The organism is Vibrio sp. NFR (assembly GCF_027587095.1).
Classification (GTDB): domain Bacteria; phylum Pseudomonadota; class Gammaproteobacteria; order Enterobacterales; family Vibrionaceae; genus Vibrio; species Vibrio harveyi.
In genome coordinates, this window is sequence record NZ_JAPPTN010000017.1 from 15,051 (window position 1) to 35,062 (window position 20,012).

General features: G+C 38.8%; 26 protein-coding genes and 2 pseudogenes. 24 read left to right on the forward strand and 4 right to left on the reverse strand.

Features of this window, described 5'->3' with window-relative positions:
• Window positions 1–5: 5 nt before the first annotated feature.
• Both OH463_RS26325 and OH463_RS23310 read left to right on the forward strand, forming a co-directional pair.
• Window positions 6–191 (forward strand): T6SS effector amidase Tae4 family protein, encoded by a 186-nt coding sequence (locus tag OH463_RS26325; protein WP_409394024.1) that lies wholly within the window; start codon window positions 6–8, stop codon window positions 189–191.
• A 350-nt stretch (window positions 192–541) separates the two neighbouring features.
• Complete coding sequence (locus OH463_RS23310; RefSeq protein ID WP_017190372.1) at window positions 542–964, forward strand: hypothetical protein; 423 nt, start codon at window positions 542–544, stop codon at window positions 962–964.
• 749 nt (window positions 965–1,713) lie between these two features.
• On the opposite strand, the gene OH463_RS23325 is transcribed toward OH463_RS23310, so the two are convergent.
• The 3 genes and pseudogenes from OH463_RS23325 to OH463_RS23335 all read right to left on the reverse strand — a co-directional run bounded on the left by OH463_RS23325 (window position 1,714) and on the right by OH463_RS23335 (window position 2,964).
• The gene (locus OH463_RS23325; RefSeq protein WP_017190371.1) at window positions 1,714–2,190 is read right to left on the reverse strand and encodes an immunity protein YezG family protein; all 477 of its coding nucleotides are present in this window, start codon (window positions 2,188–2,190) and stop codon (window positions 1,714–1,716) included.
• Between the two features lie 9 nt (window positions 2,191–2,199).
• Window positions 2,200–2,589, reverse strand: a pseudogene (locus tag OH463_RS23330) (DNA/RNA non-specific endonuclease); the annotation flags it as partial.
• Window positions 2,590–2,625: 36 nt separating this feature from the next.
• Window positions 2,626–2,964 (reverse strand): PAAR domain-containing protein, encoded by a 339-nt coding sequence (locus OH463_RS23335; protein WP_269992797.1) that lies wholly within the window; start codon window positions 2,962–2,964, stop codon window positions 2,626–2,628.
• A gap of 796 nt (window positions 2,965–3,760) precedes the next feature.
• Between OH463_RS23335 and OH463_RS23350 the strand changes: the two genes are divergently transcribed.
• The 13 genes and pseudogenes from OH463_RS23350 (at window position 3,761) to OH463_RS23435 (ending at window position 11,970) form a co-directional block, all read left to right on the forward strand.
• The gene (locus OH463_RS23350) at window positions 3,761–4,255 is read left to right on the forward strand and encodes a DUF695 domain-containing protein (protein ID WP_050903659.1); all 495 of its coding nucleotides are present in this window, start codon (window positions 3,761–3,763) and stop codon (window positions 4,253–4,255) included.
• A 132-nt stretch (window positions 4,256–4,387) separates the two neighbouring features.
• Complete coding sequence (locus OH463_RS23360; protein ID WP_017190368.1) at window positions 4,388–5,305, forward strand: DUF2971 domain-containing protein; 918 nt, start codon at window positions 4,388–4,390, stop codon at window positions 5,303–5,305.
• 274 nt (window positions 5,306–5,579) lie between these two features.
• Window positions 5,580–6,080, forward strand: coding sequence for a hypothetical protein (locus OH463_RS23365; RefSeq protein ID WP_269992804.1), 501 nt, complete (start codon window positions 5,580–5,582; stop codon window positions 6,078–6,080).
• Window position 6,081: 1 nt separating this feature from the next.
• The gene (locus OH463_RS23370) at window positions 6,082–6,408 is read left to right on the forward strand and encodes a hypothetical protein (RefSeq protein ID WP_005445737.1); all 327 of its coding nucleotides are present in this window, start codon (window positions 6,082–6,084) and stop codon (window positions 6,406–6,408) included.
• Window positions 6,409–6,581: 173 nt separating this feature from the next.
• On the forward strand, window positions 6,582–7,256 hold the full coding sequence (locus tag OH463_RS23375; RefSeq protein WP_269992806.1) for a hypothetical protein: 675 nt from the start codon (window positions 6,582–6,584) through the stop codon (window positions 7,254–7,256).
• Window positions 7,257–7,399: 143 nt separating this feature from the next.
• The gene (locus OH463_RS23385; protein ID WP_269992808.1) at window positions 7,400–8,332 is read left to right on the forward strand and encodes a hypothetical protein; all 933 of its coding nucleotides are present in this window, start codon (window positions 7,400–7,402) and stop codon (window positions 8,330–8,332) included.
• A 156-nt stretch (window positions 8,333–8,488) separates the two neighbouring features.
• A pseudogene (locus OH463_RS23395) lies at window positions 8,489–8,791 on the forward strand (type II toxin-antitoxin system YafO family toxin); the annotation flags it as partial.
• Between the two features lie 8 nt (window positions 8,792–8,799).
• Window positions 8,800–9,087, forward strand: coding sequence for a hypothetical protein (locus OH463_RS23400; protein WP_269992810.1), 288 nt, complete (start codon window positions 8,800–8,802; stop codon window positions 9,085–9,087).
• A 149-nt stretch (window positions 9,088–9,236) separates the two neighbouring features.
• On the forward strand, window positions 9,237–9,764 hold the full coding sequence (locus OH463_RS23405) for a CbrC family protein (protein ID WP_005445729.1): 528 nt from the start codon (window positions 9,237–9,239) through the stop codon (window positions 9,762–9,764).
• Between the two features lie 149 nt (window positions 9,765–9,913).
• Window positions 9,914–10,411, forward strand: a complete 498-nt coding sequence (locus OH463_RS23415; protein ID WP_005448066.1) for a DNA topology modulation protein — start codon at window positions 9,914–9,916, stop codon at window positions 10,409–10,411.
• 141 nt (window positions 10,412–10,552) lie between these two features.
• A complete protein-coding gene (locus tag OH463_RS23425) occupies window positions 10,553–11,026 on the forward strand; it encodes a DUF4476 domain-containing protein (RefSeq protein WP_269992815.1) in 474 nt (157 codons plus the stop codon).
• A 311-nt stretch (window positions 11,027–11,337) separates the two neighbouring features.
• Window positions 11,338–11,529 (forward strand): hypothetical protein, encoded by a 192-nt coding sequence (locus OH463_RS23430; RefSeq protein ID WP_253184481.1) that lies wholly within the window; start codon window positions 11,338–11,340, stop codon window positions 11,527–11,529.
• Between the two features lie 36 nt (window positions 11,530–11,565).
• The gene (locus OH463_RS23435) at window positions 11,566–11,970 is read left to right on the forward strand and encodes a hypothetical protein (RefSeq protein WP_230842082.1); all 405 of its coding nucleotides are present in this window, start codon (window positions 11,566–11,568) and stop codon (window positions 11,968–11,970) included.
• Window positions 11,971–13,217: 1,247 nt separating this feature from the next.
• Here the strand turns inward: OH463_RS23435 and OH463_RS23440 are convergent.
• Window positions 13,218–13,391, reverse strand: a complete 174-nt coding sequence (locus tag OH463_RS23440; protein ID WP_010448855.1) for a hypothetical protein — start codon at window positions 13,389–13,391, stop codon at window positions 13,218–13,220.
• Between the two features lie 300 nt (window positions 13,392–13,691).
• Here OH463_RS23440 and OH463_RS23450 point away from each other — a divergent pair, with 300 nt between their 5' ends.
• From OH463_RS23450 to OH463_RS23515, 9 genes are all read left to right on the forward strand, one after another.
• Entirely contained in the window at window positions 13,692–14,414 is a 723-nt protein-coding gene (locus OH463_RS23450; RefSeq protein ID WP_017190365.1) for an HNH endonuclease, read from the forward strand.
• 666 nt (window positions 14,415–15,080) lie between these two features.
• Window positions 15,081–15,536: a GNAT family N-acetyltransferase gene (locus tag OH463_RS23465; protein WP_017191321.1), complete on the forward strand. Its 456-nt coding sequence runs from the start codon at window positions 15,081–15,083 to the stop codon at window positions 15,534–15,536.
• A 204-nt stretch (window positions 15,537–15,740) separates the two neighbouring features.
• Window positions 15,741–16,376 carry a hypothetical protein gene (locus tag OH463_RS23470; protein WP_005442026.1) on the forward strand — a complete coding sequence of 212 codons (636 nt, stop codon included), beginning with the start codon at window positions 15,741–15,743 and terminating at the stop codon, window positions 16,374–16,376.
• Window positions 16,376–16,708, forward strand: coding sequence for a hypothetical protein (locus OH463_RS23475; protein ID WP_017191334.1), 333 nt, complete (start codon window positions 16,376–16,378; stop codon window positions 16,706–16,708). The genes OH463_RS23470 and OH463_RS23475 overlap by 1 nt, the downstream gene beginning before the upstream one ends.
• 154 nt (window positions 16,709–16,862) lie before the next feature.
• Window positions 16,863–17,363: a hypothetical protein gene (locus tag OH463_RS23480; RefSeq protein WP_269992830.1), complete on the forward strand. Its 501-nt coding sequence runs from the start codon at window positions 16,863–16,865 to the stop codon at window positions 17,361–17,363.
• Window positions 17,364–17,698: 335 nt separating this feature from the next.
• Window positions 17,699–18,172, forward strand: a complete 474-nt coding sequence (locus OH463_RS23490; protein ID WP_269992835.1) for a hypothetical protein — start codon at window positions 17,699–17,701, stop codon at window positions 18,170–18,172.
• Between the two features lie 127 nt (window positions 18,173–18,299).
• Window positions 18,300–18,884, forward strand: coding sequence for an imm11 family protein (locus tag OH463_RS23500; RefSeq protein WP_269992838.1), 585 nt, complete (start codon window positions 18,300–18,302; stop codon window positions 18,882–18,884).
• A 292-nt stretch (window positions 18,885–19,176) separates the two neighbouring features.
• Window positions 19,177–19,437, forward strand: a complete 261-nt coding sequence (locus OH463_RS23510; RefSeq protein ID WP_269992839.1) for a DUF6973 domain-containing protein — start codon at window positions 19,177–19,179, stop codon at window positions 19,435–19,437.
• Between the two features lie 152 nt (window positions 19,438–19,589).
• Window positions 19,590–19,976 (forward strand): hypothetical protein, encoded by a 387-nt coding sequence (locus tag OH463_RS23515; RefSeq protein ID WP_269992840.1) that lies wholly within the window; start codon window positions 19,590–19,592, stop codon window positions 19,974–19,976.
• Window positions 19,977–20,012: the final 36 nt, after the last annotated feature.

The window sequence follows — 20,012 nt, forward strand, 5'->3', positions numbered from 1 at the left end:
GCATTATATTCTTTAAAGACTTTTGGTCTAGGGATGGTGAGAACTTTCGGAATCGAAGTGGCGATCACATAGACTTATGGAATGGCTCAAGGCTCACAGATTGGAAAACTTGGTTTATGATTTCGGGTTTATTCAATGCTGGAGGTAACTACAGTAAATCAAAAGAAATATGGTTTTGGGAAGTTAAGTGATGAGTGGGGTTAAATATACATTGATAATAATGGTGGTAGGTGTGTCGGTATGGGCTGCTTCTCTATTTCTTATCGACCCCTTGCTCAATCACCTCGAACCTTCACTCCCACCAGATGAATATAATCTATATTGGTTCATATGTTTTGTGGCATTAGAAGCGCTAGTCCTCACTATTGCGACATGCTTATTTGTAAAGAGAAAACAGTAACTTAACAAAGCATTTAAGAGTGATTCCCAACGCTTGGCATTTTTCATTCCATCGTTGGGTTTTGTGTTTAAGGTGGTATGGTTAAGTTTCGTGGTAGCGTTGCTCACACCTTAATGCGGCGTTAGCTGACAAGAGGTTATATTGAGAAATTTAGATGTCTTTAATTGTGCTGTTGTTGAGATCTTCCACCTATGCCTACACAACTTTCCAGTCGATACAGATATCGTCACTGGAGATTTGGCGGTTAAAGTCAGTGAGTACTTTGAAGAGCAAGATGGCGAGGATTTTTTCTATCAGTTTTTGGAAATTGAAAAAATATGTACTTACACGTTGAGTTGGCTTCACAACGAAGATTACATTCGCTTCAACAGGTACAGCGCTACGGAGTCTAGAGCTGTATTAACTGAAAAAGGTCTAAACGCGGTCAACTCTGTTCCAAAGTCGATTAAAGGCGAGAAAACTTTTAAGGACATATTCTCAGGCGGCATATTAAAACTGTCTCAGCCAATCTTAACTGGCGTTGTTGTAGAGTTTTTTAAGCAGCAGTTGGGCAATGTCAGCTAACAAACTGTTCAAGAGGGATTCGCAACGCGTGGCATTTTTACTATGCGTTAGCTTTAGTGGTTAAGGTGGTATGCGGCGGCTTCGGTATTGCGTTGCTCACACCTTAACAGGGCGTTAGTACGGGTTTGACATCAAAGGTCATAAGTTTTGGTATTTATCTGTTTTGGCGCTCGTGTTTACACCTTTCAGTTAGTGCCTTTCACGTTCTTTCCGGTGGCACTATATGCGGAGTGTTTGCTTTGATTTCACCGTTTACGGTCTCTAACTCTTAGCCTATTTCTGTGGCGCTTTTTCTCTTTCGTGGTTTTTACTAAGTCAGAATTGTCTTTCTTTGGTGCTGCCGTCGAAGTGCGAGGAACGAATCCTTTTCTAATTTGAGGTCAGTAAAAGTAGGGGAGTTCAGTGCGTTTTTCTTCTAGCCAACTCTAGTCTCTTAACCGAGTTTAAGTTTTGTAGCTGCCCGTCTCACTTCAGTGTTCAAAGCCTTTCATATCATGCCAGTTTTCAATATCTTGGAGCGCATAAATAGAAGTAGCGCATGTACTAACAAATTGCTTAAGAGTGATTCGTAACGCGTGGCATTTTTACTTTGCGGTGGCTTATGTGATTAAGGCGTCGTGCGGTAGCTTTTGTATTGCGTTACTCACACCTTAGCAAGGCGTTAGGTGATAAGCTAGTTCTTTTAGATTGAAGCCACAAACACTTACTTCATTTCGTAAGTGGTCATGGAGTTTTATTAAAAGTTTTCGTTAATCTTTTTTAAACATGGCTGAATCCGGATCAAACCAAGGGCGGTAAGCATTTTCACCAAGGCCATCCCATGAGCGGATAGTTCTAACTGTATCGCCATCAGGATATATATCTTTATCTGGGTCTAATGAACTTAACCATGCCCAATCCTCATCCCATTTAAACTCAATTTCAAAATCACCATCAGGATGAACAATAAAACGGGCTTTATTCCAAGGCTTACTCTGTTCCTTACTAGACATTAAATCAAATAAGTCACTAAAGGCATCGTCAAGTTCAATGTTGTCAGAGCTATAGATGTCGAGATCCTTCACATCATCTGAGTTAGCATCTACCAAGTAACGATCGTGAAAATACACCGCTCTAGTAGAAAGGTTCATAGCAATATCAACCCAAGCTACACACCACTGTTCGGGAGCCACCTCCAAGATAGCTCCTCCAACATGGTTATAAATTTCTTCTGCTGTTGAAAACATAAATTTACCTTAATTCTTAAATACCAAACGATTGGTGGAGCCACCATCTACAGTCCACATAGCAATAAGCCTAGAAGGCGTCGAACCCTTACTATATTTGATACGAATATCCACTTCTACGTCTTTTCCTTCATCAAGTGCCTGTGACCACCTCTTTTCCATCTGCCGCCACTCACCATGCCGATTCTGCTCCTTCAGTTGAGGCACTAGATTCACTTTTTCAGCTGGCCCTTGGAATAAAGTAGCAATGAGGTGACCACCATCATAGTTTGGGTCATCCCCTCCATACTTTGATTGAGTAGATGAATTACGGTGCAGTTTATCACGCATAGCTTGATTTTTAATGGGAGACTTTTGCAGTTTCCCCGTTACTCGTATTGTTCTACCTTGTGCATCGGTTTCGTAGGTGTACGTTACTGGGCTTCCTTCATGAGTTTAGGTTACCTCATATAAGGTATTCGGTGCAGGAGGTTCTAGTTCGCTCGCCCACGATCCCTGTTTCCCTTTTATACCAGAAGCTTGTCCTGCACTAACCTTAACAATTGGTTTCTGCTCACGGGGAATATTCCCAGCTGAATCATTAGTTAGTGAGTTTGTCTGTGTCGCAGAGCCTGTAGCACTTTTAGGTTTTGGCGTAGAAGCTTGACCGCCACTGTCTCCTATGAGCACCGTTGGGTTTCCAATCACTATTTTACCGCCGTGAGCTGTTCCGTCCCCCATACGAGCTGCGGGCTTTCCATTGATAAACAACGAGCTAGAGCCTTGGCTTATCATGCCACTTTTCAATATTTTGGAGCGCATAAATAGAAGTAGCGCATGTACTAACAAATTGCTTAAGAGTGATTCGTAACGCGTGGTATTTCTACTTTGCGGTGGCTTATGTGATTAAGGCGCTGTGCGGTAGCTTTTGTATTGCGTTACTCACACCTTAGCAAGGCGTTAGTTTGCAAGAGGAAAAACGCAGCTATATCGCAGGATCTAGTGGTAAAAGCTCAAAGTCGGAATTGTCGTATCGGCGTTCAATTTCAGTGTTAACGAGCGTGGTGAAAATCCAAAATTGGCATCTTTTTAACGGTTGGTTTGTTCTTTGTTGTGGCTACTTTTGGGTTAATTGAGCTGAACTCTTTTGTTGAAACTCTGCTCGTTAAGTTTGCTGGTACAAAAGCCGATTTACTCGCTGAAATAACGTTTTCTCTGAAGTGGTAAATTCATGTGGTTTCAGTGACTCTGTTGAAAGTCCGCATTGTGATATTGGTTTTCCAAAAGCGCTTTTTGGTGTTGTGAGTTCGTTTTCTGCGACGTTGTTTGTTCCATGTGGTTTCATTGATTAGCCGCTTTTAGACTACGCCTGACTTAAGTGCATCAAAACACATAAAGTTTATTGTTTGCAAAGTCTAAAATGACTTAAAATCAACGCTTTGGGTTTGAAAACTAACAAACTGCTCAAGAGGGATTCACAACGCGTGGCATTTTTACTATGCGTTGATTTTAGTGATTAAGGCGGTATGCAGCGGCTTCGGTATTGCGTTGTTCACCCCTTAGCAGAGCGTTATGTTCTAGGAGGAGTTTCATGTTCGGGAAAATATTTGGCAGTAATAAAGATAAAGCACCGAAAGAAAACGAAGTCCGGATAGTTCTTCCTGAAGAATCTTATACTTTACTTGAGTGGAAAAAAGATGATTTACCATGCGTTGGCATGTTGAACTCTGGACTCATTGGTTTTGAGCATCGCGAAATTTTTGGCTGGCATCTTTCTGTAATAATTGATTTTGATGACTTAGCCGAGCATGGAATGCCTTCGGAAGATGAGCAAGCTATCGTTGACCCATTTTGTGATCAATTGGACGAAGAGATTAAAGCGGGTGGTAACGCGCTCTTTCTTGTGAGAGAAACATGGAATAACACTCGTCGCGTAGTATGGCGAGTATATGACCCTGAAGTTGCGCATCAACATCTTCAGTACATAGTTGACCATTATCGTTATCCGCGACAATTTGATTGGCACATGGAACAAGATCTAGAGTGGGAGCAAGCTGATTGGTACTTCAAGCAGTTACGAACATAACAAACTGTTTAAGAGTGATTCGCAACGCGTGGCATTTTTGCTATGCGTTGCGTCTAGTGATTAAGGTGGCATGCGGGAGCATCGGTATTGCGTTGCTCACCACTTAATGCGGCGTTATACGAACGGGGAAGTATGAAGAAAATCTATAAATATATGCCTTTCCGAGAGGAGTTTTTTTCCAACTATTGTCTACGAGCAAGCCAACGTGGAGTTTTGAATGATCCATTTGAATTGAGTCCAGCACAAGATTTAGTGGATAAAGTTCTTCGTGAGGGGCTCGGTGAAGACTTCTTTGAACAAGCTGAACAATTTGTGACTGATGGTAATTTCAATGAAGTTGGTGTTATATCATTTACTGAAAACTACAATAACCTTTTGATGTGGTCTCACTACGCTCATGAACATAAAGGGATTGTTGTAGAGTTTGACTATGAAAAGTTAGATTACTTTTTCAATTACAAGCTTTCCATGAGAGATACGATTGAACGAGTACTATACAACAGGGAACGCTTTTCACCCTTACAGACTGAAGTATGTGTTAAAGACTTACTTCTAACTAAAAGTGATGATTGGATATACGAAAAAGAGCATCGTATCTTACCAAAGTTGAGACTAGCTGATTATGTTCGTGTAGAGCGTGAACTGTTCGAACAGCTTCATGAGTTTTACGATAACTTGTATGTAGACCTGTTTAATATCGTTGCAGAGGACGAACTGTCGGTCACTTTTGAAGTTGATCTTGTCGAATACGAACAGTTCAATAATCAAGACTGGGACGGTAATTCTACTGATGATCGTGAAGAAATGAAGTATAGCCATAGTGACGTGATTCTGAATGAAATCTATGGCTCTTTAGCTGTCTTACCAACATCTGTTTTCTTGTTTAAGTTGCCACCCGATTGTATATCTGCGGTTTTTGTTGGATGTCGTGCTTCTGATGAGGATGCTAGGTTAATTCAGACTCTCATCGGTAGTAAAAATATACCTATTTTCAAAGCTCAGTTAAGTAAAACTCATTTTACTTTGGGTTTCGAAGAAATGTTCGTATAACAAACTGTTTAAGAGTGATTCGCAACGCGTGGCATTTTCACTGTGCGTTGGTTTAAGTGTTTAGGGTGGTATGCGGCGGCATCGGTATTGCGTTGTTCACCCCTTAACAGGGCGTTAACTCACAATGCGTAGTGCAAATGTTGTTGAAATATGCTTGTTGTCAGTTTCATTTACATTGTATGTGAATCGCACAGTTTCATCCTCGAATGTGAAAATGTCGACAGATATGAATTGGCAATGCAAGAATGGCTTTCATTTAATTTGAGTCCTTGAGATGAAACCACTAATAATTCTCCTGCTAATTTTCACATCAAATATGTGTTATGCGAAATTAGAACAGTTGCATTTATCTAATAAGGTTGTAGTAGATATATCAATACCAGAAAAGTTATCACATTCAGACAATATGCTTATCCTGAAATATGATGATTGGTACTTCTCTCATGAGATAATAAATCCCAAGGGATTTTACACAACGATTGATTTAACTGACATTCAACATGAATTTTTAAAGTCAGTCTTTTATCCAAATCTACGGACAAGTTTACCTAATTGGTTAGGTGAACTTGCAAATGAGCAAGCAATGTCATTTGGTCTGTCAAAAACTAATGTAATTAATCGGAAGTTTGGCGACGTAGAGTTGTTGGGTGGTTATGACGATGCATCAAAGCAGGGTAACATTTTTGTTTTTGAAAAGTATCAAATTCATCATCTCAGTATTGGAGGAGAGGGTGAATATTACATTGAACTGCTAAATGCAATTAAAAGGAAGTGATATGTCTTTATCAATAGAAGAAAAGCAAGATCTAAAGTCGTTTCTTGTCAATGTATATGGTCCACAAGCTAGGAACTGGGCGATAAATGATGAAATGTTTAATCTTACATATAAAATGTTATCAGAGTCGGGAAAATGCTCTGACCTCATGGACTTAGTTCCTAGACCAATATCTGTTGGAGAGAACCCCGCAAAATGGTTGAGCAAACAAGTACGTTCAATGATCCTTAGAAAGTTGAAAGGTCGAAAAGGGCATTATGCTGTTTGTGTTAAAACGTCAGCAATAAAAATGAAAACGAACTTCTTAATGATCGACGCAGGGTTATAACTCCCCCAAAATTGTGAGTTAACAAGGCATTTAAGAGTGATTCCCAACGCTTGGTATTTTTCATACCATCGTTGGGTTTTGTGTTTACGGTGGTATGGTTAGGTATCGTGGTAGCGTTGCTCACACCTTAATGCGGCGTTAGAACTTACTACTGAAAAATCATAGAGTGAGAAATGAAAGAGTTACTTTTATTATCAACTTTGCTATTTGGAGCAAACGTTTTAGCACAAGAGAAAATCGACCTTGATAGCTCCTATCGGGAAATCGTTCCTAATGGTCATACCATAATTGAGGCTATTCATGGTGACCTAAATGGAGATAGTCGAGACGATATTGTTTTGATGATACAAGGTACAGATCAAAACAAAATTGTCACTGATGAGCTCCGTGGTCGGTTAGATCTCAACCGAAGAGGAATTATTGTTGCTTTAAGAGGTAACGACAACTACGACGTCGTTGTTGAAAATGACAATTGCTTCTTTTCTGATGATGAAGATGGAGGTGTATACATGGTTCCAGATATCTTAATGAGTATAACAAAAGGAAACTTATATATTGATTTTTTACATGGTCGATATGGTTACTGGAGTTACAACTTCCGTTACCAAGATTCAGATCTTGAATTAATCGGTTATGACGCAAGCGACAATCGAGGTCCGAGAGTGGAGGTGGTTACTAGTATTAACTACCTAACAAAAAAGATGCTTACTAAAAAAAGTGTTAACGAGCTTGACGATGATGACCCAATATTTAAAGAGATGTGGTCAACCTTTGTTCTTGAACATAGATTTAAGTTAAGTCAAATCAGCGACTTTACTGAATTTGGTGATGGTGTACGAAATAGATAGACCCGCACTGAGACGTAATTCTAACAAACTGTTTAAGAGTGATTCGCAACGCGTGGCATTTTTACTATGCGTTGCGTTTGGTGTTTAAGGCGGTATTGCGTTGCTCACACCTTAACAGGGCGTTATAAGTAATGGGAGGTTTTGTGGGTAGTAAAATTCCTAGAGCAAGATTGGTAACTGGCAATAAAATTGATGTGCTTGCCTACGAAAGGCGAACTGATGAAGCTAAAATTTGGTGTGAGACTTCAGGTTGCGAAGCAAAGCTATCTTTTGTTAGCAGGCATAATCGTAAATGCGCATCTAAAACTATTGAAATTCCTCCTTGTTTTAGATTGAAACCACATGAAATACACGCTGAGCATTGCAAGTACAATATAGCTGGTTCATTAAACATTATCGCTAAGACTTCTGAATCTGAAGTTTTTAAAGCCATAGCGGAAAAGAAGTTTGAATTTCGTCTGCACATCTTAATTAAGGCTTTACGAGAGTTATCTGCGTTCGAAGTTGGCAAGGTGAGTGAAGGATGGGGCTCAAGTGTTGAAAGTAATAAGTCGTTTAATAACAAAGGAAAGTTAAGTAACTATCTTCGCACGCTTAAACAAATTATAGAAATTAGAACCTTATTTGAGAACGACGGCGAACTGAAATCACTTATTGTTCTTAAATTTAAAGGAAATAAAGTTCCATGGTCTAGGTTCTTCTTTGACGATAGTAATATTGAAAAGTTTGCCAAATACTATGGTTCTGAAAAATATACTATTCCACTAGCTATCTCAGGTAATCTTTACAAAATAAATGAGCCAATGGAAAACTTTTCGTACCATGTGGCAGAACTGCATTCACCATTTGTTCAGCCAAATGAGAAAGGCGAGATAAAGCGAACTGTAGTACAGGTAGTCTTAAAAAAAACTAAGCTAGTTGATTCGTTAACTGTTGGAGAAGACTTTGTGTTTTTTGGACAGTGGTCAGTAAACACCAAAGAATCCAAGAAAAAGATCGGTCGTAATAACAACACGATGATTTATCAGAACATCAAGATGTACATAAGTAATTCAGATCATTTTGTTAGGTGTTAATTACTTATAACAAACTGTTTAAGAGTGATTCGCAACGCGTGGCATTTTTACTATGCGTTGCGTTTAGTTTTTAAGGTGGTATGCGGTGGTATCGGTATCGGTATCGGTATCGGTATTGCGTTGCTCACACCTTAACAGGGCGTTAAGTACAAGGAAAAAGGTGTGCAACCACATGATTTTGGGAGAGATACGACGTTTGGTTTTCCCGAAAAGCTTCGATTATCCGGGTTGCGACATATACATATAAAAGATAAAACGTCCAAGCGTGGGAACTTGAAGAAGTTTGCATTTGATAAAACTAGCAATACAGCTCTTATCTATTCTAGTAACTATTTTGATGACAATTGCTATTTACTTATTGGTTTGCTAGATAATGCTCATCACGCCTACAAAAATAACCTATTATATTTATTGGAAATGTCTGATATTGCTGATAGCTTTAGCAATAAAAATTTATAGGAACAAATATGAAAACCACTTTAAACTGGAAAAAAGGCACACCACCAACTCCCGGCATTTACTTTGTAGCACTGAAGTTGGGGCAATCTATAGGTAGATATGACTTCATGCTGTGGAGTGGAGTGGAGTGGAGTGGAAAGGTGTGGGAGACAGATCAGCAGGTTGAAATTATAGCCTATGTAGATGCCGATGATATCAAAATGGCGTTATCCCCAGAGTGGCCAGAGAATTCTGATAGAGAATTGCCTCAAACCAATAAAAAAGATCTCCCTAATGATATTTGGGTAGAAGATTAAAACTAAAGGCTAACAAAGCATTTAAGAGTGATTCCCAACGCGTGGCATTTTTACTTCATCGTTGGGTTTTGTGTTTACGGTGGTATGATTAGGTTTCGTGGTAGCGTTGCTCACACCTTAATGCGGCGTTAGCTTGACTCGGAGGTACAATGGAATTACCAACATTTAAGTATCATCCAGATCCCATTAAAACGGGTGCTTTAGAAGTTACAGATGCAAATTGTGAATGTTGTGGTGTCAGTCGTGGCTACAGGGCAACTTCTACTATTTACTCTGAGCATGACATAGAAACTATTTGTCCCTGGTGTATTTCTGATGGCTCGGCGGCGAAGAAATTCGACGGAGAGTTTGCTGATCCACATCCATTGATGAAAGCTAGACTTGATAAGTCTGTGGTGAAGGAAGTTTGCGAGAGAACTCCAAGCTATATTTCATGGCAGCAAGAAGTGTGGCTATCGCACTGTGGCGATGCTTGTGAATTTCATGGAGATGCAGAGAAGTCTGATCTATTACAGGTAAAAGACGCTGAATTAGAGGTTTTACTAAACGATCAGCTAATAGGTATTAATGAGTGGCATCAAATAGTCACTTACTATGAAAAAGGTGGAAACCCAGCAATCTACAAGTTCAAGTGTAGATCATGTGGCATATTTACTTATTCGCTGGACTTTGCGTAAAGCTAACAAACTGTTTAAGAGTGATTCGCAACGCGTGGCATTCTTACTATGCGTTGCGTTTAGTGTTTAAGGTAGTATGCGGAAGCATTGGTATTGCGTTGCTCACACCTTAACAGGGCGTTAACTGGATTGATGACGAGGTAAGTCCGATGAAAAGAATTGCGGTCATTGGTTCCGGTGGTTCGGGTAAATCCACATTTTCGGCACTATTAGGTACAGAGTTGAATTTGCCTGTTCATCATCTCGATCAGCTATATTGGAAACCAAATTGGGTTAAAACTCCAAAAGATGACTGGATCAAAATTCAAAAAGGTCTTTGTGAAAGCGAGTGTTGGATTATCGATGGTAATTATCAGAGCACCCTTGATATAAGATTTGAAGCTTGTGATACAGTAATATTCTTAGATGTAAACCGATATACCTGTATCTATCGAGCACTAAAGAGAACATTATTAAGTAGTAAGCGTCCAGATTTAGCTGAAGGTTGCGATGAAAGGTTTGATATCGAGTTCATCAAATTTTTATGGGACTATCCCAAAAAGTCGAAACCCCTAATAATGGACAAACTCAAGACGCTTACAAGAAATAAGCGTGTAATTATCGCAAAATCGGGAGAGCAAGCGCTCCGCCTTTGCAAATCCAGTTAACAAACTGTTCAAGAGGGATTCGCAACGCGTGGCATTTTTACTATGCGTTGGTTTTAGTGTTTAAGGTGGTATGCGGCGGCATCGGTATTGCGTTGCTCACCCCTTAACAGGGCGTTATGTAAATCGAACAAAAGGAGGGGTTTGAAATTGTATAAAATCATTATATCAGGAGTATTTTACTTAGTTTGTTCTTTAAGTGTTCAGGCTATGGAGCCTGAAGAATTGTTGACAAAAATAAGCCATTTTAATTTTGACTCAACAAAAAACAGGTTTGTTTCCGACAACGTAAACAACCTAAATCGCGACCTGACATTTGAAGAGTTAATAACACTCGTAGAGTATTTTGATTTTGATTCTTCCAAAGTGAAAGCAGTTAAAACATTGCGAGGTCACCACGAAGAATATTCTGATTTAGAATTATCAGAGTTGATGGAAGTTATCAACTTTGATTCAACCAAAGAAAAAATGCTAAAAGTACTTGATGCAGAGGCGGTAGAATTCTCGGAAACTACAAGCTCCAAGAGTTCTTCAACTTCAGTTACATCGACAAAGAGTACAACTCTTACTATTAGGTGTGATGGATTCGATTGTGAAACAGAATACGTAAGTAAATAGTTTTAACGCTACCACAAAAATTTACATAACAAAGCGTTTAAGACGGATTCCCAACGCTTGGCATTTTCGGTTTGATTCGGCTTTAGTGTTTACGGCACAATGGTTTAGGTAAGGTGGTAGCGTTGCTCACCACTTAACGCAGCGTTATGTTTCTTCAGGAAATACTTAGCTTTTGCGGCGACTATCTCTAATTTCCCCTTTTATTTTCCAAACATTGATACGTTCTAGCTGAAATTTATTGCCATCATTTGCATATCAATTTGTTGTATATATTGTACGCAAACGGCATAAGATACTTTGGGAAATTAAAAATGGTCAGAGGTTATAGTGAGCAGACTTTAAAAACTGAACCTGTAGTTCAGTTGGCAATACTAACGGGGTTAGATGACGATCTGAACTTTGTTCGAGGCAACAGAGAAAGTGTACTTCCAGTTCTCACGGGAGTCATTCTGTATCGACAATTAAGTAAAATCGAACAAAGAAAGGTCATGGAGCAAGCTTAGGCTCTTGGGAATCGGAGGTTTTTTGGTAAGGTGCAAATGCTAGTTGCGCAGAGTATTGCAAAACCAATGTGGAATCCTTGGAGTTTATCAAATCGCGAATTACAAGAGTACTTTAAAACACATAAAGCAGTTGCTGACTTTCTCTCAACATGGTTTATAACAATAGAAGTTAAGCTCGAAGTTGGTTTTGCCGCAGCCATAATTTATTCTTTATCAAAAGGTGGTGGCGCTTCCTTGGTGAAAGATATGGCATCTGTTCATATAGCTGAGGAAGCATTAAATAAGTTGAAGTTATCTGCTTCCGCTCAACAAGTTAGCTCGAGAGCGTTTTTCGTAGCTGTTATTCTTGCCAGTGTAATAAAAGGTTTTAATGAAGCTGACTCCATGTCCGCAAAAAAGGAACTTGTGCGTCGTAACTTACTTAGACCAGAGGATTTATAGTTAATGTTTTGGATACTGGCTCTATTTATTTCTCTGTTTGTCCTTTATTCGGATTATGCGTATTATTTTTACAGTAGGCGGAGGGGAGCAAGGTTAAAAACAACAAAACTAGTCAGCCTCGCTCTCACCGTAACATTGCCCATGTTGGCGGCAATCGAGATATTGAATGATTTTAAGGTAACAGGGGCGACTTATCAGACCGTTGTAGTATGTGTTGCGGCGTTAGTCGGTTCCTTGGTTTGTTTATCTGAAAGGTATCGTTTTAAGCACGAAAAGTAGTGTTTTAGATATCCATTGAACCCAAAACATAACAAAGCATTTAAGAGTGATTCCCAACGCTTGGCATTTTCGGGTCAAGGTTGGGTTTTGTGTTTACGGCGGTATGGTTAAGGTTCTGTGGTTGCGTTGCTCACACCTTAATGCGGCGTTATATTAAAAGAGAGCATTTTAAAAAATTGTGAAACTGTTTATTGTTCTCAAGAATTCTATGCTCTGTTCAAAAAATACAGACTGATTGGTATTATTTGGTATACCGAGTTGGAATTTGTAATAGTACCCTTTGTGAAATATTTTGAATATTAAAAAATTTATATTTTTTGAGTGTTTGTGAATTTGGTAGATCCCATTTCCATACTTATGGTTTATAAGAAGCGCACTTACATTAAAGTCATCTATTGTGTTTATCTCAGCTACGTTAGATTCGTCAAATGGCTTACATGACTTACACTCCGATTTTATTATTATTAGAGTCGATGAGCTTTTATTAAACCCCCATTCGTAATTTACTTCACTAGTACCAAACTTTTCGAATGAGTATTCACCCCAATATTCTATATTATTGATACTTATACCATTGTTGTGTAATGGGCTACTTAAGGACGTAGATGATAATAAAATGAGTAATATCGCAATAAATAGCCTTTGCATTTGTCTTTCCTTAGGTTAATCGGTTACTACCAAAAAACATAGCTTGTCAGTTTATACTGAGTGCTATCAGATTTTTTGGGATTCTGATTGTTTGTGTATGTAAGTAGCTTTTTGGAACTCTTAGTTCTGATCATTTTCTGGATCTTAGCCCACACATGTTTACCGTCAATGTATGATTGACCAAACGAAGGCTTTGTCATAATACAACCATGACTCCCTGTATCGTCATGGTAGCCAAACCGTATACCATCACGCCACTTGCCATCATGTAAAAACTGATCGTTTATATTGTCATCAACTAAAAATAGACCAAAATAAGATCAGAAACCGCTTGGGTTTTCTGTAATTACCCAGTTACCTTTAGGTAGATGCTTGTAACCATCCCAACCACCAGATGTTGCCTGCATAATGACTTTTTCGCTGCTAGCACCAGGTATAATTTTTTCTACAATAAGCTGACGTTTTTTGATTGAAAACGTTATTTTTAAACTCATGGTCACCTCTTTTTTATGTGTATGTTAGTTTCTAATCGTTGTTAGAGGAACAAAACCACAATAGTTATGCGATAGCCTAGAGTCGGTTCTCATTTTAAATGCAACTTATTGTTTAATTGGGCTAGTTTAGTTCGGTAACTGCTTTAATATAACAAAGCATTTAAGAGTGACTCTCCACGCTTGGCATTTTTGGTTTAGGTTAAGATCAGTGTTTAAGGTGCTCAAATTGAGTACCGTGGTTGCGTGGCTCACACCTTAATGCGGCGTTCTACGCTTAGAAGTAAACGATAGGTCTTATATATGATAAAAGGAAAAGTTAGGCGGACGAATAGATATGCGGATGGCAGTGACTACCTAGAGATTCACCTCAAAAAGAGTGATTGTTCAAATCTTCCTTTTATTGAAGGCGAGAGGGTTAATGTTGATTCGTTCATCGGTAATGCTCGTTATCAAGTCGGTTTGAGAATGACTCGTGATAACGACTATGCCTGGGTATGTCCTGATGCTTATGCTCAAGGGGAAAAGGAAAGGCTTGCTGACGTTTTAAGCGCTATTGGGCTAAGTGCAAATGATGAAGTGTTGGTGGAATACCGTAATTGTATACTTTACGTATATGGCAGAAGCGACTTTATAAGCAATGTTGGAAACACCCTTCCAGAAGAGGTTGATGCATTTTATTACGAAGGAGCAAAAATAAGGATCTCTGTTAACAAGTACGAGAGAAACCAAGGAGCTAAGGTTGCTTGTTTAGAGGAGCATGGAGCAACTTGCGTAATCTGCGGATTTAATGCGGAAGACACATATGGCAAAGAAGCGAGAAACATTATTCATGTTCACCATCTTACTCCTATATCTGAAGTTGGCTGCGAATATAAAGTCGACCCGATAGCAGATCTACGCCCCGTTTGCCCCAACTGTCACGCTGTTATCCATAGAAATAATGGTTGTGATGAAATTGAAAATGTAAAGTTGATGCTTATCCAGCAGCGCGCGTATAACAAAGCGTTTAAGAGTGATTCGTAACGCGTGGCATTTTTACTTTGCGGTGGCTTATGGTGATTAAGGCGCTGTGCGGTAGCTTTTGTATTGCGTTACTCACATCTTAGCAAGGCGTTAGCTTGCTATCGAAATTTCCAACCAAGAAAACCACAACCGGTGAACTTAACATAAGCCCTTTTGCAAAGAGGACGGACTGCCACTTTTTCAACTACTTCTGCTAAGCAACTTTCTATTGAATGTATCAATAGACCTTTTTGAAGTAGATCCGCTTCGAATAGTTTGCGTGTTTGTTGCGTTTTATGTGTCTTTGACCTTTATGTTGGACGAACAGGTATGGTTTAAATCAAATACTGAAAAGCTTTTAGGATGGCTAAAAACATTATTTGTTAGTTACATAGCATGTGAATTAACTTTGTTTACTAATTTTGTACACCTTTTGGTCAATAAGTACAATGACCCTTCGATGTCTTGGTATTTACCTAGTTTGGTGTTGCTAGGTTTATGGCTGTATGGAAGGTATCAAAGAGCCAGTTAATATCAAGCTAACAAATTGTTCAAGAGGGATTCGCAACGCGTGGCATTTTCACTATGCGTTGGTTTTAGTGTTTAAGGTGGTATGCGGCGGCTTTGGTATTGCGTTGCTCAACCCTTAACAGAGCGTTAGCAGTCAGAAGTAATAAGGAACTATAGATGGAATTAAAGTATCGTTCAGCTGATTTTGAAGATTTGGAAAGTCTTGTTACTTTGCTTTCAAATGACCCGCTTGGTAGCAAAAGAGAAGACGCGTCTGTCCCGCTAAATAGTGCGTATATTGAAGCGTTCGATGCAATTGCACGAGATCCAAACAACGAATTACTTGTTGTTGAACTGGAAAACTCTTTAGTCGGGATGCTTCAAATTACTTTTATTCCTTACCTAACCCATATCGGTAGTTGGCGTTGTCTTATCGAAGGTGTTCGGATCCATAGTGACTATCGTGGACAAGGTTTCGGTGAGCAAATGTTCTCACATGCTATCGAACTGGCAAAAAGCAAAGGCTGTACAATTGTTCAGTTAACAAGTGATAAGCAGCGCCCTGATGCAATCAGGTTCTATGAAAAACTTGGATTCAAAGCAACACATGAAGGGTTTAAACTCGCGTTGTAAGTTGCTGCTAACAAAGCATTTAAGAGTGATTCGCAACGCTTGGCAGTTTCGCTTCGCTCAAGTATAGCCAAGCGTCGCTCACACCTTAATGCGGCGTTATATGGCTATGGATGGCAACTGCTTGAAATCTTAGAATTAATACAGATACTTAACGACAAAGAATGTAGTGTGAATAAAGTTTGAACTACAAATGGCGAATAAAACATGAAAGATGTCATAATCCCTATAGTTTTTCCTGACTACAAGATCACTGTACGGACTCCGAGACAAGAGGTTGACTTATTACCTTGGATAACATTTGACAATTTTACCATTCCCAAGACGGAGCAAAGGTTGTCATATCTTGGGCATGCAGGAATCCTAATAATTAATGGAAAATCAGGTCTTACTAAATATTATGAATATGGTAGGTATGATTACCCAGAGCAGAAAGGCATTGTAAGGAGAGTTCCATTGCCTGATGTAAAAGTTAACGAGTCAGGCGTAGTTTTGAGTTCCTTAATACCAGTTATGCACAAAATTAGTCAAGTTGCAGGTAGCGGAACTCGAATAGAGGGTGTATACATTGAAGCGCTTGACTCTTTTGATAAGTTAAACCAGAGAGCGCAAGCAATAAAAGTAAGAAACTCAGATCCAAATCGAACGCCTTACAATTTAACCTCAAATAGTTGCATTCATTTTGTAAAACGATTGGTCGACCTGTCTGGGAATGAAACACCTTGGCTGATTGACCCACGACCTGCTTCCTACATCGGTGAATTTCGTGATGATTACAACGACCTAGATTATTTACCTAAAGTGCGCACGCTCAAAATAGAAACAATGGGAGAATTTAACTAATGAAAGTTTTTTTCATTTGCCTGTTATTTCTGCTAGCTGGTTGTGAACCTATCGATACCACAGAGGAAAAAGAGAGACCAACGCTCGTCCCTATATCAGCACACTGGGTTGGAGGCTTAGATGGTGGTGTGTACTTAGAGGTGTATGCAGAGGGGGATAATTATTCTGGGACTGTTTATTACCCGAATTCTGGTGAGACTTGGTATCAAGGTGGCTTCAAATATAGTGGAAAAGACGCTATTGATGTGAATAATAGCGAGTTGTTTTCTTCATGGGATGGCGACACAATCTATTTGACTACTGGTGAAAAACTATCCGTAAAATCAGATTAGCTCGCCATATAACAAAGCGTTTAAGACGGATTCCCAACGCTCGGCATTTTCGGTTTGATTCAGCTTTAGTGTTTACAGCACCATGGTTTAGCTAGCGTGGTCTGCGTTGCTCACCACTTAACGCGGCGTTATGTTTATTATCAAAGTGATGTATATGGAACTTGTTCAAGATCTACTTTTACCCGTTGTGTTATCGACGTTATCAGCATATGGAGCTGCTGTATTTGCATTTCGCAAGTATAAAAATGAAAAGCGTTGGGACGATAAAAGAGAAAAGTACTTTTTAGTCATCGAATCAGTCGAGTATATCGCAGCTTGGTATGAGTCGAGGCGTAATCAGATGGGAGCAGAACAGGGGTTAATCCGATTTGGTAATGATACTAGTCAGTTGGAAGTTTCAGAACGTGTTATCCAGAAATACGCAGCGATAGGTAATTTATATTTTTCCAAAGATTTTGTATCAGTTCTATCTCAACTTTATCTAAATCTTGAGCAAAAAGTATATTCTCGTGGCGAAGAATATGAGTGCGCTAATGATGATCCTGAACAAGAGTTTTGGATTGAAAATCGATATTACGCGTCGGTATCACATACTTCTTCCGAAGCACTGAAGAAACTACTTAAACTTTCGGAACGAGATTTGGTGAAAAAATAAACATAACAAACTGTTCAAGAGTGATTCGCAACGCGTGGCATTTTTACTATGCGTTGGTTTTAGTGATTAAGGCGGTTTGCGGCAGCATTGGTATTGCGTTGCTCACACCTTAACAGGGCGTTAGCTTACTGAATTAGCTCTGGAAGATAAGATAAATGTGTAAAAAATGAAAGAAATAGCTAAAACGATAGGGAATGTTAAGTTTTGGAGTATTACAGTATTTTTGTTTGTTGTGCTAACTGCCGTCAGCTATTGGGCTACAGGATTCGTGACTGAGGGTAATTATATCGAAAAGTATCAGAAACTAGATCCCTTAGTGAAAGAGTTGTTTTCTCTTGAAAGTTGGTGGACCAGAAATGCTTATTTCTGGCTGCATACCGATGTTCTTATTATTTAGCATTCAATTTTATTTGTTGAAGTTTGATCCTAAAAATGAGTATAGGGATATGTTTAATTCAGTTCTTCCATTTGTGCCAATGCTTAAATGGCTGACGAATAAGCCTATCTATTTTATGCTTGGTACAGCCTCAGTATTTCTTGGAGTGACAATTTACTTAGCTGTAGAAGGCGGGGTTGCTTATCTAGCAGGTCTGATTATTCCTGTTCCTATTTTTATTTTAACTTTCTTGCTTAAATATGCTTCTGCTCAAATTGCTTCTGGTGAGGGGTTTACTGAATGGACGTACGATAACAATAAATCTGTTGGGACAGGTTGTGCAACTATATCTTTGGCATGTTGGTTATATATTAACGTTCTCTCTCCATCGTGCGAGTTATGGACAGTCTTTAGCGCGCTCAGCGTAAGCTAACAAACAATTTAAGAGTGATTCAGCACGCGTGGCATTTTTACTATGCGTTAGTTTTAGTGATTAAGGTGGCATGCGGCGTTAGGGCTATGATTTACGAAGTTACAGCGATTGTTTATAAGAGGTTACTTTGAATTACAACAACGAATATTGGATACTTTGTCCTAGCTTTCAAGATGAAAAGTTTCATGTGGTGCCAAGTGAAGAAACTGGCTTACGCCGCTTTCACGTCCAAGAACTAGTCGATGAAGAAAATAGGGCAATATTTATTTCTGATGAATGCGGTTTAGTTGCATCACCTCCTACTATCCTTCATTGTAAACCAAGCTTAATAATTCATTCTTCGATAAAAGAACTATTTAAAATGGTATACGGTGGGAAGCTCTTTCCGGCAATAGTCGAGACGCCTGACGGCAATATGATGGACTATTACTTGGTGAATGTTTTCGAACTATTAGACTGCTGGGATAGAGATAAATCTGCATTTAAACAAAAAGACCCAGAATATTTTCCGAGAGTTTATGAATACAGTCTAGATACGTGCGTACTTGACCACATAAAAGAGAGTGAGCGATTAGTCTTTAAGATGGGGGGAACTGATTTATCTCCAATGGTCGTCCATGAAAAAATTAAGAATCGACTGGAGCCTCTTGGGATAGGAACCAATTATTTTAGGGTTGCTGACTATTGTTTTGGTGATGAGTTTGAAGAATAGCTTTTTACCCAAATCAATCATAGTCCTAACAAACTGTTTAAGAGTGATTCGCAACGCGTGGCATTTTTACTATGCGTTAAGTTTAGTGTTTAAGGTGGTATGCGGCGGCTATTGTATTGTATTGTGTTACTCACACCTTAATTGGGCGTTATGTGTCCGAGTAAGTTCGAAGATGTAATTGATAATCATGCAACTGTGCTTTCCTTCTCAAGGTCTTATTTTTAATCAGTTTTTAGTAATGTGGATTTGTTTTAAAAGTGTAGGCTAGTTTGTGTTTAAATGCGGAGGTCTCATGGTTAAACATATTTATCAACAATACAATTCTCTTAAAGAAGGTGAAAAAGAGTGTCTTAAATTAAACCCTCACCATGCTATAGCAATAAAAGAAGCGAAAGATGTTGCTTTTTTCGAAACAGAATCTCGCTTTGGCATCAATGGACACAATGATAAAAGCGATGCATTTCGTCATTGTTTTTGGTATGCGATGCTAGCTCGTGACATTGGATACAAAAATGCTCTCGAATTTACGACAGCACATGAAGACTTTCCGTAAAACCCAGAAAATGAAAAGGTCATGGATTTACACAATAATAAAGTTGGTATTCGGTTAGGGTTATCGATGGCGAGTAATGATAAACTTGCACATTATTGTCACACTTCATTGCTAGCAGGTCGTCTTAAGGTAATAAAGAAAGAGAAGAAAAAATGAAAAAATTGGTTATGATTTTCTTTATTTTACTTCAAGTATCCTGTTCAGATACAAATGAGATACAACTAAGATTAAATGACAGTAGTGTCGATTTTTCTGAAGTTGTCGAAGGTGATTGGAATCGAGTCTGTTTTTTAGGTCCGTACTCCAATAATACTGCTGCTCGTTCTTTACTGGGATTCGACTGGGATGCTGAGAATCTAAGTAGAATATCAGATTTAGATAGTATTACACTTTTATTATTTTCTAATGATGACGAAGTTATTAAATATAGTGAATTATCAAGGGAAATTGATTTTTCACTTTTTAGTAATACATGTATAAAACGTACTAAGGCAAAATTTAGCATTGGTGTGAATGATGTAGTCAATGTAGGAAGGTAAAAATAAAAGTCACCTTAGTTGTAACACATAACAAAC

Bases quoted from the DNA above. Each gene is read 5' to 3' on its own strand.
- OH463_RS23325 (WP_017190371.1), bottom strand. From the start codon at position 2,190: ATGTTTTCAACAGCAGAAGAAATTTATAACCATGTTGGAGGAGCTATC.
- OH463_RS23335 (WP_269992797.1), bottom strand. From the start codon at position 2,964: ATGATAAGCCAAGGCTCTAGCTCGTTGTTTATCAATGGAAAGCCCGCA.
- OH463_RS23350 (WP_050903659.1), top strand. From the start codon at position 3,761: ATGTTCGGGAAAATATTTGGCAGTAATAAAGATAAAGCACCGAAAGAA.
- OH463_RS23360 (WP_017190368.1), top strand. From the start codon at position 4,388: ATGAAGAAAATCTATAAATATATGCCTTTCCGAGAGGAGTTTTTTTCC.
- OH463_RS23365 (WP_269992804.1), top strand. From the start codon at position 5,580: ATGAAACCACTAATAATTCTCCTGCTAATTTTCACATCAAATATGTGT.
- OH463_RS23370 (WP_005445737.1), top strand. From the start codon at position 6,082: ATGTCTTTATCAATAGAAGAAAAGCAAGATCTAAAGTCGTTTCTTGTC.
- OH463_RS23375 (WP_269992806.1), top strand. From the start codon at position 6,582: ATGAAAGAGTTACTTTTATTATCAACTTTGCTATTTGGAGCAAACGTT.
- OH463_RS23400 (WP_269992810.1), top strand. From the start codon at position 8,800: ATGAAAACCACTTTAAACTGGAAAAAAGGCACACCACCAACTCCCGGC.
- OH463_RS23405 (WP_005445729.1), top strand. From the start codon at position 9,237: ATGGAATTACCAACATTTAAGTATCATCCAGATCCCATTAAAACGGGT.
- OH463_RS23415 (WP_005448066.1), top strand. From the start codon at position 9,914: ATGAAAAGAATTGCGGTCATTGGTTCCGGTGGTTCGGGTAAATCCACA.
- OH463_RS23430 (WP_253184481.1), top strand. From the start codon at position 11,338: ATGGTCAGAGGTTATAGTGAGCAGACTTTAAAAACTGAACCTGTAGTT.
- OH463_RS23435 (WP_230842082.1), top strand. From the start codon at position 11,566: ATGCTAGTTGCGCAGAGTATTGCAAAACCAATGTGGAATCCTTGGAGT.
- OH463_RS23440 (WP_010448855.1), bottom strand. From the start codon at position 13,391: ATGAGTTTAAAAATAACGTTTTCAATCAAAAAACGTCAGCTTATTGTA.
- OH463_RS23450 (WP_017190365.1), top strand. From the start codon at position 13,692: ATGATAAAAGGAAAAGTTAGGCGGACGAATAGATATGCGGATGGCAGT.
- OH463_RS23465 (WP_017191321.1), top strand. From the start codon at position 15,081: ATGGAATTAAAGTATCGTTCAGCTGATTTTGAAGATTTGGAAAGTCTT.
- OH463_RS23470 (WP_005442026.1), top strand. From the start codon at position 15,741: ATGAAAGATGTCATAATCCCTATAGTTTTTCCTGACTACAAGATCACT.
- OH463_RS23475 (WP_017191334.1), top strand. From the start codon at position 16,376: ATGAAAGTTTTTTTCATTTGCCTGTTATTTCTGCTAGCTGGTTGTGAA.
- OH463_RS23480 (WP_269992830.1), top strand. From the start codon at position 16,863: ATGGAACTTGTTCAAGATCTACTTTTACCCGTTGTGTTATCGACGTTA.
- OH463_RS23510 (WP_269992839.1), top strand. From the start codon at position 19,177: ATGGTTAAACATATTTATCAACAATACAATTCTCTTAAAGAAGGTGAA.
- OH463_RS23515 (WP_269992840.1), top strand. From the start codon at position 19,590: ATGAAAAAATTGGTTATGATTTTCTTTATTTTACTTCAAGTATCCTGT.